The organism is Micromonospora sp. USAFONa4, assembly GCF_057197825.1.
Genome location: NZ_CM170072.1, coordinates 6,226,817 through 6,240,475, shown reverse-complemented (window position 1 = coordinate 6,240,475; position 13,659 = coordinate 6,226,817). Strand labels below are relative to the sequence as shown.

Here is a 13,659-nt window from a genome sequence, read left to right as displayed (position 1 = left end):
CGGTTGCCGGCGAGCCGACCAGCGCCCACCCGGAGAGGTCCCCGGCGGCGGTGATCTCCTCGGCCTGCCAGGTGAGTTCGAACATCGCGCGGGCCGCCGCGCCCGCCGCGGTCACGCCGGTCAGCTCGCGCAGGGCGAGGGAGTCGACCGACACCACGGCCGCGCCCGACTCGTCGCACGCGACCAGCCGCACCGCCGAACCCGTACGCGACAGCCGCACCCGCAGCACCCGCGCGCCCGAGGCGTGCACCTGCACACCCTCGAACGCGAACGGCACCCGCGCACCGCCCGAACCCTCGGTGCCGGGCAGCAGCCCGATCGGGTGCAGGGCGGCGTCCAGCAGGGCCGGGTGCACGCCGAAGCGCGCCGCCTCCGTCGCCGCCTCGTCCGGCAACACGACCTCGGCGTACACGTCGTCGCCGGCGGTCCACACCCGGCGCAGCCCCCGGAACACCGGCCCGTACGTCAGGCCGTGCTCCGCAAGCGTCGGGTACCAGCCCGTGACGTCCAGCTCGGACGCGCCGGTCGGGGGCCACTCCCCCAGGCTCGGCTCGTCGGCCGTCGCCGGCTCCAGCACGCCCTCCGCGTGGTGGACCCAGTCGGCCTCCGGGTCGCCCTCGGCCTGCGAGTGCACCGCCACGACCCGGGTGCCGGCCTCGTCGGCCGCGCCGACGCGCACCTGCACCCGCACCGCGCCGGCCTCCGGCAGCACCAGCGGCGCGGCCACGGTCAGCTCCCGCACCCGCGACGCGCCCACCTCGTCGCCGGCCCGGACGGCCAGCTCCACCAGGGCGGTGCCGGGCACGATGACCGCGCCGGAGACGACGTGGTCGGCGAGCCACGCGTGGGTGGCGAGGGACAGCCGGCCGGTCAGCACCACCATGTCCGCGCCGGCGACGGTGACCGCCGCGCCGAGCAGCGGGTGCCCGGCCACGCCGAGGCCGGCGCCGGACACGTCGGCGGTACGCGCCTGGCCCGCGCCGAGCCAGTACCGCTGGTGCTGGAAGGCGTACGTCGGCAGGTCGACCCGGGCGGCGCCGGCGTCGGTGAACCACTGCGTCCAGGTCACCGGGACGCCGTGGACGTGCAGGTCGGCGAGGGCGTGCAGCAGTGCCTGCGGGGCGGGCCGGTCCCGGCGCTGGACGGCCACCGCGAGCGCGTCCTCGGCGAGCAGGTCGGCGTTCATCGCGGTCAGGACGCTCTGCGGGCCGATCTCCAGGAAGGTGTCGACCCCGGTGGCCCGCAGGGCGGCGATGCCGTCGGCGTAGCGGACGGCCTCCCGCACGTGCCGCACCCAGTACTCGGCGCGGGTGATCTCCTGTGGATCGGCGAGCGCGCCGGTCAGGTTCGACACCACCGGCAGCAGCGGTGCCCGGAACGTCAGCCCCGCCAGGACGGCGCGGAACTCGTCGAGCATCGGCGCCATCAGGGGGCTGTGGAACGCGTGGCTGACGGTGAGCCGGCGGGTACGCACGCCCCGGTCCCGCCAGGCCTGCTCCACCTCGTCGAGGGCCTCGACGGCACCCGACACCACCACGGCGGTGGGCCCGTTGACGGCAGCGATGCCGAGGCGGTCGGTCAGCCCGGCGATCGACTCCGCCACGGCGTCCTCGTCGGCGGCCACGGCCAACATGCCGCCGCCCGTGGGCAGCGCCTGCATCAACCGGCCCCGCGCGGCGACGAGGGCGCACGCGTCGGCCAGGGACAGCACCCCGGCCACGTACGCCGCCGTGACCTCGCCGATCGAGTGGCCGGCCAGCACGTCCGGCACGACCCCGAACGACTCCACCAGCCGGAACAGCGCCACCTCGACCGCGAACAACCCGGCCTGCGTGAACACCGTCTGGTCCAGCAACTCCGCCTCGGCGGAACCCGACGACGCGAACAGCACCTCCCGCAGCGGGCGCGGCAGCAGCGGGTCGAGCTGCGCGCACACCTCGTCCAGCGCGGTCGCGAACACCGGGAACGCCTCGGACAGTTCCCGGCCCATCCCGGCGCGCTGCGCGCCCTGGCCGGAGAAGAGCACAGCAAGGTGCGTACGCGTCGCGCCCGTGCCGGTGACCACGGTGGCGGCCGACTCGCCGGCGGCGAGGGCGCGCAGCCCGGTCAGCAGTTCGTCCCGGTCCGTCGCGGTGATCACCGCGCGGTGCTCCAGCACGGCCCGGCTGGCCGTCGACGACCAGCCGACGTCGACGGGGCGCAGTTCCTCGTCGCCGGCGATCCAGCGGGCCCAGCGCTCCGCCTGGGCCGCGACGGCGGCCTCGGACCGGGCCGACAGCAGCACGGGGGCGGGCAGCGATCCGGCGGCGGGCGTCGGCGCGCCCGCGCCCCGGGTGGGCTCCGCCTCGGCGGGGGGCTGCTCGATGATGACGTGCGCGTTGGTGCCGCTGACGCCGAACGACGAGACCGCCGCGCGGCGCGGCCGGCCCGCCACGGGCCAGTCGCGTGCCTCGGTGAGCAGGGAGACCGCCCCAGCGCTCCACTCGATGTGCGGGGACGGCTCGTCGACGTGCAGCGTGGACGGCAGCAGCCCGTGGCGCATCGCCATGATCATCTTGATGATGCCGGCCACCCCGGCGGCGGCCTGGGTGTGGCCGATGTTCGACTTGATCGAGCCAAGCCACAGCGGCCGGTCCTGCGGCCGGTCCTGCCCGTACGTCGCCAGCAGGGCCTGCGCCTCGATCGGGTCGCCGAGGGTGGTGCCGGTGCCGTGCGCCTCGACGGCGTCCACGTCGGCGGTGGTGAGCCGCGCGTTCGCCAGGGCCTGCCGGATCACCCGCTGCTGCGAGGGACCGTTCGGGGCGGTCAGCCCGTTCGACGCGCCGTCCTGGTTGATCGCCGATCCGCGTACCACCGCCAGGACCCGCCGGCCCTCGCGCCGGGCGTCGGAGAGGCGCTGCACGAGCAGCACGCCGACGCCCTCGGACCAGCCCGTGCCGTCGGCCGCCGCGGCGAACGACTTGCACCGGCCGTCGGCCGACAGCCCGCGCTGCCGGGAGAACTCGATGAACGTGCCGGGCGTCGCCATGACCGTCACGCCACCGGCCAGCGCCAGATCGCACTCGCCGCTGCGCAGCGCCTGCACCGCGAGGTGCAGCGCCACCAGCGACGACGAGCACGCCGTGTCGACGGTGACCGCCGGGCCCTCCAGGCCGAACGTGTACGCCACCCGACCGGACAGCACGCTGCCGGAGGTGCCGGTGCCGAGGTAGCCGCCCACGCCCTCGGGCAGGTCCTGCACGCCGGAGGCGTAGTCGTGGTACATCAGGCCGGCGAACACGCCGGTCCGGCTGCCGCGCAACCGCTGCGGGTCGAGACCGGCCGACTCGAACGTCTCCCAGGAGGTCTCCAGCAGCAGCCGCTGCTGCGGGTCCATCGCGATCGCCTCGCGCGGCGAGATGCCGAAGAAGTCCGGGTCGAACTCGGCGGCCCCGTACAGGAAGCCACCGTGCCGGGTGTACGACGTGCCGGGGTTGTCCGGGTCCGGGTGGAAGAGCCGGTCGAGTTCCCAGCCCCGGTCGGTGGGGAACTCGCCGATGCCGTCGGCCCCGGCGGCGACCAGGTCCCACAACTGCTGCGGGTTCGTCACGCCACCCGGGTAGCGGCAGGCCATGCCGACGATCGCGATCGGCTCGTCGACGGTGGTCGCCCGCACGGCCTGCTGCTGGTCGGCGACCTGGCCGGACAGCTGCTCGTACAGGTGCTCCGACAGAGCGCCGGGGGTCGGGTAGTCGAAGACGAGCGTCGACGTGAGCCGCAGCCCGGTCGCGCCGTTGATCCGGTTGCGCAGCTCGACGGCGGTCAGCGAGTCGAAGCCCAGTTCCCGGAACGCCCGGTCCGCCGGCACCGCCTCGGCGCCGCCGTGACCGAGGACCTGCGCGATCATCCCCCGGACCAGCAGGGCCACCTGCGTGCGCGCCTCCTGCGGGTCGAGCCCGGCCAGCCGGTCGACCCAGGCGCCGGAGCCGGAGCGGCGGCGCTTCGTGCCCGGTCCCACCAGGGCCCGCAGCATCACCGGCACCCGGCCGGCGGCGGTCTGCGCCCGCATGGCGGGCAGGTCGACCACCGCCGGCACCAGCGCCGCGCCACCGTGGGCCAGGGCGGCGTCCCACAGCCCGAGCCCGACCGGTGCGGTCATCGGGACCAGACCGGCCCGGGTCACCCGGGCCCGGTCGGTGTCGTTGATCGACGCGGCCATGCCGTCCGTGTCCCACATGCCCCACGCGAGGCTGACCGCGGGCAGTCCGCGCTGCGCCCGCAGCACGGCGAGGGCGTCCAGGAAGGCGTTGCCGGCCGCGTAGGCGGCCTGGCCGGGAGAGCCGAGCACCCCGGCGACGGAGGAGAAGAGCACGAACAGGTCGAGGTCCAGCTCGGCGGTCGCCTCGTGCAGCCACCAGCCGGCCGTGACCTTCGGGGCCAGCACGTCCGCCAGCCGCTCGGCGGTGATCCCGCTGACGACGCCGTCGTCGAGGACGCCGGCGGTGTGCACCACCCCGGCCAGGCGGTCCTCGGCGGTGATCGCCCGGACCAGCTCGCCGACGCGCTCGCGGTCGGTCACGTCCGTGGCGACCACCCGGGCGCTCGCGCCCAGCGCGGCCAGCCGCTGCACCAGGTCGTCGGCGCCGGGGGCCGCCGGGCCCTGGCGGGACGCCAGCACCAGCGAACGCACGCCGTACGCGGTGACGAGGTGTTCGGACACCAGGGCGCCGAGCGAGCCGGTGCCGCCGGTGACGAGGACGGTCCCCCGGCCGAGGGTCGCCGGGGTGCGCGCGTCGCCGGTGGCGCGGACCAGCCGCGGCAGGTACGCCGTGCCCGCCCGCACCGCGAGCTGCCCGCCGAGGGCGGGGTCGTCGGCGGCGGCGGCGGCGAGCAGGGCCAGCAGGTCGGCGTCCAGGTCGACGCCCGGTTCGAGGTCGGCCAGCACGATCCGGCCGGGGTGTTCCGACTGGGCCGAGCGCAGCAGGCCCCAGACCGTGGCGCCCGCCAGGTCGGTGACGCGGTCGGCCGTGCCGGTGGCCACCGCGCCACGGGTCACCACGACCAGCCGCGAGTCCGCCAGGGCATCGGCGGCCAGCCAGGCCTGCACCGCGCCGAGGACGTCCGCCGTGACCGACCGCGCCGCGTCGGGCAGGTCCGCCCCGGGCGCCGCCGGGGAGACGGGCAGCAGCAGCGCCGCGGGAGCGGGGGCCGTTCCGTCCGTCACCGCCGTGGCCACGGCCGCGACCTCGGCGTACGCCGGAAGCTGCGGCGCGCCGTCGAGCGGCCGGTCACCGAGCACGGCCCAGTCGTACGCGCCGTCGGGCGCGGTGATCTGCTCGGGCTGCCAGGACACCTCGAACAGGGAGCGGTGCGCCTCGTCGGACGGCGCCGCCATGCCGGTCAGCTCGCGCAGCGTCAGCGAGTCCACCGACACCACCGGCACACCGGTCTCGTCGACGGCGACCAGCCGCACGGAGTTGCCGGTGGCGGTGAGGCGGACCCGGAGCGTCCGGGCCCCGACCGCGTGGACCTGCACGCCTTCGAACGCGAACGGCACGCGGGCCCCGCCGCCGGCCCCGTCGGCGGGCAGCAGCCCGACGGGGTGCAGGGCGGCGTCCAGCAGGGCCGGGTGCACCCCGAATCCCGCCGGGTCCCCGAGCACCTCGTCGGGGAGGGCGACCTCGGCGAACACCTCGCCCTCGGCGCTCCACGCCCGCCGCAGGCCCCGGAAGACCGGTCCGTAGGAGAGTCCGTGCTCGGCCACCGCCGGGTACCAGCCGGTGACGTCCACCTCGGACGCGCCGGGCGGCGGCCACGCGCCCACCGTGGGCTCGTCGGCCGTGGGGGCGTTGACGAGGCCGTCGGCGTGCCGGGTCCAGCCCGACTCGGGGTCGTCCTCGGGCTGGGAGTGCACGGTCACCGAGCGGCTGCCGGTCCCGTCGACGGGACCGACCCGGACCTGTACCCGTACTCCGCCGCCGGTGGCGGGCAGCATGAGCGGGGCGAGCACGGTCAGCTCGCGGACGCGGGAGGCACCGACCTCGTCGCCCGCCCGGACGACGAGGTCCACCAGGGCGGTGCCGGGCACGATCACGGCGCCGGAGATGACGTGGTCGGCGAGCCACGGGTGGGTCGACACCGACAGCCGGCCGGTCAGCACGACCATGTCCTCGCCGGCGACCGAGACCGCCGCGCCGAGCAGCGGGTGGCGCGCCACGCCGAGGCCGGCCCCGGAGACGTCGGCCGACTGGCCGGCCGGCGGCAGCCAGTACCGCTCGCGGTGGAAGGCGTACGTGGGCAGGTCCACGCGGCGCGCGCCGGTGTCGGCGAACCACGACTGCCAGGTCACCGAAACGCCGTGCACGTACAGCTCCGCGAGGGCGTGCAGCAGCGCGTGCGCCGCCGGACGGTCCCGGCGCTGCACCGCCACGGCCAGCACACCCTCGTCGGCGGGCAGCACGTCGGCGGCCATCGCGGTCAGCACGCTCTGCGGGCCGACCTCCAGGAACGTGTCCACGCCCGCCTCGCGCAGGGCGGTGATCCCGTCGGCGAAGCGCACGGCCTCCCGGACGTGCCGCACCCAGTAGTCGGCCGTGCGGATCTCGTCGCCGGCCAGGGCACCGGTCACGTTCGACACGACCGGCAGCAACGGCGCGGCGAACGTCAGCCCCTCCAGGACCGTGCGGAACTCGGCCAGCATCGGCTCCATCAACGGGCTGTGGAACGCATGGCTCACCGTCAGCCGGCGGGTACGCACGCCCCGCTCCCGCCAGACCCGCTCCACCTCGTCCAGGGCCTCGACGGCACCGGAAACCACCACTGCGGCGGGACCGTTGACCGCCGCGATGCCCACGCGGTCGGTCAGCCCAGCGAGAGACTCCGCCACCGCAGCCTCGTCGGCGGCCACCGCCAGCATCCCGCCACCGGTCGGCAGCGCCTGCATCAACCGGCCCCGCGCGGCCACGAGGGCGCACGCGTCGGCCAGCGACAACACCCCGGCGACATGCGCCGCCGTGACCTCGCCGATCGAGTGACCGGCCAGCATGTCCGGAACGACCCCGAACGACTCCACCAGGCGGAACAGCGCCACCTCGACCGCGAACAACCCGGCCTGCGTGAACACCGTCTGATCCAGCAACTCCGCCTCGGCGGAACCCGACGACGCGAACAGCACCTCCCGCAGCGGACGCGGCAACAACGGATCCAGGTGCACACACACCTCGTCCAGCGCGGCCGCGAACACCGGGAACTCCGCCGACAACTCCCGACCCATGCCGGCGCGCTGCGCGCCCTGACCGGAGAACAGCAGGGCGAGCTGACCGCGCTGAGTACCCGGGCCGGTGAGCACGCCGGTCGAGGGCTCGCCCGCCGCCACGGCTTCGAGGCCCGCCAGCAGCTCGTCGCGGGTCGCACCGGACACGACCGCCCGGTGCTCCAGCACGGACCGCGACGCCACCGACGACCAGGCCACGTCGAGCGGGCGCGAGGTCCGGGTGCCGCTGCGCCACTGCGCCCAGCGGTCGGCCTGCGCCGACAGTCCGGCCGCGTCCCGGGCCGAGAGCAGCACCGGCAGCACGGACGGCGTCCGCGACGGCTCGCCCTCGGCCTCCGGCTCGTCCCCGCCGGTCGGCGCGGGCGGCTGCTCCAGGATCAGGTGGACGTTCGTACCGCTGATGCCGAACGACGACACGGCGGCCCGGCGCGGCCGGTCCACGGCCGGCCAGGGGCGCGCCTCGGCCAGCAGGGACACCGCGCCCGCGGTCCAGTCCACGTGGGGGGTCGGCTCGTCGAGGTGCAGGGTCCGCGGGAGCAGGCCGTGCCGCATCGCCTGCACCATCTTGATCATGCCGGCGACGCCGGCGGCGGCCTGGCTGTGCCCGATGTTCGACTTGATCGAGCCGAGCAGCAGCGGCCGGTCGGCGGGGCGGCCCTGGCCGTAGGTGGCCAGCAGCGCCTGCGCCTCAATGGGGTCGCCCAGGGTCGTGCCCGTACCGTGCGCCTCCACGGCGTCCACGTCGGCCGTGGTCAGCCGGGCGTTCGCGAGGGCCTGCCGGATCACCCGCTGCTGGGCGGGCCCGTTGGGGGCGGTCAGGCCGTTGGACGCGCCGTCCTGGTTGACGGCGCTGCCGGCGATCACGGCGAGCACCTGGCGGCCCTGCCGCCGGGCGTCGGAGAGCCGCTGGACCAGCAGCACGCCGACGCCCTCCGACCAGCCGGTGCCGTCGGCGTCGGCGGCGAAGGACTTGCAGCGCCCGTCCGGGGCGAGGCCGCCCTGGCGGGAGAACTCGACGAAGGCGCCCGGGGTCACCATGACGGTGACGCCGCCGGCCAGCGCCATGTCGCACTCGCCGCCGCGCAGCGCCTGGGCGGCCAGGTGCACCGCCACCAGCGACGACGAGCAGGCGGTGTCGACCGTCACCGCCGGGCCCTCCAGCCCGAAGGTGTACGACACCCGGCCGGAGATGACGCTGTGCGCGCCGCCCGTGAGCTGGTATCCGGCCAGCTCCGCCGGGGTGTCGGTGGTGCCGTAGCCCGACGGGGAGGCGCCGACGAAGACGCCGGTACGGCTGCCGCGCAGCTCGTCCGGGTCGATGCCGGCCTGCTCGACGGCCTCCCAGGACGCCTCCAGCAGCAGGCGCTGCTGCGGGTCCATGGCGACCGCCTCGCGGGGCGAGATGCCGAAGAAGCCGGGGTCGAACGTGGTGGCGCCGTCGACGAAGCCGCCCTCGCGGGTGTGCGACACGGGCCGCCCGTCGGCGTCGACGGCCAGCAGCCGGCCCATGTCCCAGTTCCGGTCGTCGGGGAAGCCGCTGATCCCGTCGCGTCCGGTGGCGACCAGGTCCCACAGGTCGTCCGGGTTGGCCACGCCGCCCGGGTACCGGCAGCTCATGCCGACGATGACGATCGGGTCGTCGTCGACCGGCCCGGCGGGACCCCAGGTGGTGACGGTGTCGACCTCGTGCAGGCGCAGCGTCGCCGACAGGTGGTCGGCGAGGGCGGCCGGGTTCGGGTAGTCGAAGACCAGGGTGGTGGGCAGGGTCAGCCCGGTGGCGGCACCGAGCCGGTTGCGCAGCTCGACGGCGGTCAGCGAGTCGAAGCCCAGCTCCTTGAACGCCCGGTTCGCCTTGACCAGCTCGGTGCCGGAGTGGCCGAGCACGGCGGCGGTGTGCGTGCGTACGAGGTCGGTCAGGTGGCGGTCCTGCTCGGCGCGGGGCAGCGTCAGCAGGTGCTGCCGCAGCCCACCGCCGGCGGTGTCCTCCGGTTCGGCGTCGACCACGCGCAGGGCGTCGCGCGCCTCGGCGATGTCGTCGAGCAGGGGGCGGGCGCGGGCGGCGGCGAACGCCGGGGTGAACAGGGACCAGTCGACGTCCGCCACGGTCACCGACGGCATGGCCCGGCCGACGGCGCTGCGCAGCGCGTACACGGCCTGGGCCGGCGACATGGGGCTGAGGCCGCGCCGGGCCAGCAGTTCCTGACCCTCGCCGCTGGCCATGCCGCCCTCGGCCCAGGGTCCCCAGGCCACGGCGGTGGCGGCCAGGCCGCGGGCGCGGCGCCGCTCGGCGAGCGCGTCGAGGAAGGCGTTGCCGGCGGCGTACGCGGCCTGTCCGCCGCTGCCCCAGATGCCGGCGATGGAGGAGAAGAGCACGAACGCGTCGAGCGGCCGGTCGCCCAGCAGCTCGTCCAGGTGCACGGCACCGGCGATCTTGCCGTCCAGCACTGCGGCCAGCCCGGCGAGGTCGGTGTCGGCAAGCATGTTCAGCTGGCCCACCCCGGCGGCGTGCACCACCGCCGTCAGCGGCGCCGGGTCGGCGTCGACGTCGCGCAGCAGCGCCTCGACCCGGGCGCGGTCGGCCATGTCGGCGGCGACCAGGGTCACCCGGGCGCCGAGCCCGGTCAGCTCGTCGCGCAGCTCCGCCGCGCCGGGGGCGTGCTCGCCCCGGCGGCTGGTCAGCACGACGTGCGCCGCACCGTTGGCCGCCGCCCAGCGGGCCACGTGGGCGCCGAGCGCCCCGGTGCCGCCGGTGATCAACACGGTGCCCGACGGCTGCCAGCGCTCGACCGTGCCCACGGCCGCCGGCGTGGCGCGCACCAGTCGGCGTACGAAGACGCCCGAGGGCCGTACGGCGACCTGGTCCTCGGAACCGCCGCCGGTCAGGACGCCCACCAGGTGGTCCCAGTCGCTTCGGTCGGGCCCGTCCGGCAGGTCGACGAGGCCGCCCCAGAGCTGCGGGTGTTCCAGCCCGGCGACCCGGGCCAGGCCCCACAGTCCGCCCTGGGCGACGCTGCGGACCGGGTCGGCGTCCCCGGTGCCGACCGCGCCCCGGGTAACCGTCCACAGTGGCGCGGCGACGTCGGCGGCGTGCAGGGCCTGCACCAGCGTCATCGTGGCGGCCGTGCCGAGCGGCACCGCCGGCTGGCCGGGGTGCGGTCGGTCCAGCAGGCCCAGCAGGGAGACGATCCCGGTGAACGGGGTGTCCCCCACGGCCTCGGCCACCCGCGCCGTCACCTGCTCGCGCTCCGCCGTCGGGTCCACCGCCAGCCGGGACACCTCGCCGCCGGCGGCGGTCAGCGCCCCCGCGAGCGCCTCGGCCCAATCCGTCGTGGGGACGTCGCCGGCCGGTTCGACAAGCAGCCAGCGGCCGGACGGGATGACCGGCGCGGGGGCGGCGGTCCGCTTCCACACCACCCGGTACGACCAGCCGTCGACGACCGCGTCCCGCAGCCGGGCCTTGCGCCAGGACGACAGGACCGGCAGGGCCGGGGCCAGGACGTCCGCCCCGTCGTCGCCGAACTGCGCGGCGAGGGCCGCCACGTCGGAGCGTTCCACCGCCGACCAGAACTCGACGTCCACCACGTCCGGGCTGACCGGGCCGGTGACCGAGACCGGCATCTGCTCGGGCCAGTAGCGCTGCCGCTGGAACGCGTACGTGGGCAGGGCGACCGGGGTCGCGCCGGCGCCGGCGTAGAGGGCCGGCCAGTCGACGGGCGCGCCGTTGACGTGCAGCTCGGAGAGAGCGGCGAGCAGGGCCCGCGCCTCGGGGCGGTCGGCGCGCAGGACGGGCACGGCGATGACCGGGGTGTCGTCGTCGGCGTCCGCCGGCTCCTGCCCGCTCAGCACGTCCCGGGTCATCGCGGTCAGTACGCTGCGCGGGCCGATCTCCAGGAACGTGTCCGCCCCGGCGGCCCGCAGGGCGGTGACCCCGTCGGCGTAGCGGACGGCCTCGCGGACGTGGCGCACCCAGTAGTCGGCGGTGCGGACCTCGTCGGCGTCGGCGAGCGCCCCGGTCACGTTCGACACCACCGGCAGCACCGGCGCGGCGAACGTCAACCCGTCCAGGACCGCCCGGAACTCGGCCAGCATCGGCTCCATCAACGGACTGTGGAACGCGTGACTCACCGCGAGCCGACGCGTACGCGCGCCCCGCTCCCGCCAGAGCCGCTCCACCTCGTCCAACGCCTCGACGGCACCGGAGACCACCACCGAGGTCGGCCCGTTCACGGCCGCGATCCCCACGCCGGCCAGGCCGTCGAGCGTGGCGAGCACGTCAGCCTCGGCGGCCGCGACGGCCAGCATCCCACCGCCCGTGGGCAGCGCCTGCATCAACCGACCCCGCGCCGCCACCAGCGCCGCCGCATCCGCCAGGGACAACACCCCGGCCACGTGCGCGGCCGCGACCTCACCGATCGAGTGCCCGCCCACGAAGTCCGGCACCACGCCGTACGACTCGACGAGCCGGAACAGCGCCACCTCGACGGCGAACAACCCGGCCTGGGTGAACACGGTCTGGTCCAGCAGCTCCGCCTCGGCGGAACCCTCGGGCGCGAACAGCACCTCCTTCAGCGGGCGCGGCAGCAGCGGGTCGAGCTGCGCGCACGCCTCGTCGAGCGCGGCGGCGAAGACGGGGAACTCGGCGTACAGCTCCCGGCCCATGCCGGCGCGCTGCGCGCCCTGGCCGGAGAAGAGCACCGCGAGCGGGCCCCGGTCGGCGGCCTGAGCGGCGACGACCGCGCCGGACGGCTGGCCGGCGGCGAGGGCGCGCAGCCCGGCCAGCAGGTCCCCACGGTCGGTGGCGGTGAGGACCGCGCGGTGCTCCAGCGCGGAGCGCGACACCACCGACGACCAGCCGACGTCCACCGGCCGGAGGGTCTCGTCGTCGTCCAGCCACCGGGCCCAGCGGCCCGCCTGCGCCCTCAGCGCGGCCTCCGACCGGGCGGACAGCAGCACGGGCACCGCCGGCAGGGCGGGGGCCGGGCCGGCGTCGGCGGGGGCCGCGGTCTCGACGGCGGGCGGCTCCTCCAGGATGGTGTGCGCGTTGGTGCCGGAGATGCCGAACGACGAGACGGCCGCCCGGCGGGGACGGTCGGTCACCGGCCACGGCGTCGCCTCGGTCACCAGCGACACCTCGCCGGCCGACCAGTCCACCTTCGGCGTCGGCTCGTCGACGTGCAGGGTGGACGGCACGAGCCCGTGCCGCATCGCCATCACCATCTTGATCACGCCGGCCACGCCCGCGGCGGACTGGCTGTGACCGATGTTCGACTTGATCGAGCCGAGCAGCAGCGGCCGGTCGGCGGGCCGGTCCCGCCCGTACGTGGCCAGCAGCGCCTGCGCCTCGATCGGGTCGCCGAGCACGGTGCCGGTGCCGTGCGCCTCGACGGCGTCCACGTCGGCCGTGGTCAGCCGGGCGTTCGCGAGGGCCTGCCGGATCACCCGCTGCTGGGCCGGCCCGTTGGGGGCGGTGAGGCCGTTGGACGCGCCGTCCTGGTTGACGGCGCTGCCGGCGATCACGGCAAGGACGGGGTGCCCCTTGCGCTGGGCGTCCGACAGCCGCTCCACCAGCAGGATGCCGACGCCCTCGGACCAGCCGGTGCCGTCGGCGGCGGCGGCGAACGACTTGCACCGGCCGTCGGGGGCGAGCCCCCGCTGCCGGGAGAAGCCCACGAACGGGGCGGGGGTGGCCATCACGCAGACGCCGCCGGCCAGGGCCAGGTCGAAGTCGCCCTGCCGCAGCGCCTGGCAGGCCAGGTGCAGGGCGACCAGCGACGACGAGCAGGCGGTGTCGACAGTGACGGCGGGGCCCTCCAGGCCGAGGGCGTACGCGATCCGCCCCGAGACGATGCTGGTGGCCGTGCCGGTCAGCAGGTAGCCCTCGTCGGTGCCCTCGACCTCGGTCTGCGGGCCCACGCCGTAGCCGTTGGCGGCGGTCCCGACGAAGACGCCGACCTTCTGCCCGCGCATGGACGCGGGTGCGATCCGGGCCTGCTCGAACGCCTCCCACGACGTCTCCAGCAGCAGCCGCTGCTGCGGGTCCATCGCCACGGCCTCGCGCGGCGAGATGCCGAAGAACTCGGCGTCGAAGTCGGCCGCGTCGTAGAGGAAGCCGCCCTCCCGGGTGGTGGAGTGGCCGGCCCGGTCGGCGTCCGGGTCGTACAGGTTGGCCAGGTCCCAGCCCCGGTCGGTCGGGAAACCGCCGATGGCGTCGCTGCCGGAGGCCACCAGGTCCCAGAGCTGCTCGGGGCTGGCCACGCCGCCCGGGTAGCGGCAGGACATCGCGACGATCGCGATGGGCTCCCGGGCGGCAGCGGTCAGCTGCTGGTTGAGCTGACGGAGGCGGCCCGTCTCCTTGAGCGAGGCGCGAAGCGCCTCGACGACCTTGTCTGCGGACGTAGACATCATGA

General features: G+C 76.1%; 1 protein-coding gene (running past one end of the window). It reads right to left on the bottom strand.

Annotation, left to right across the window (positions count from 1 at the left end; genetic code table 11):
• Positions 1–13,654: the start of a type I polyketide synthase gene (locus AC0OO9_RS27195; protein WP_484513356.1), read on the bottom strand. It extends 16,184 nt beyond the left edge of the window; 13,654 of the gene's 29,838 nt are visible here — the first part of the coding sequence; its start codon is at positions 13,652–13,654; its stop codon lies off the left edge, out of view.
• Positions 13,655–13,659: the final 5 nt, after the last annotated feature.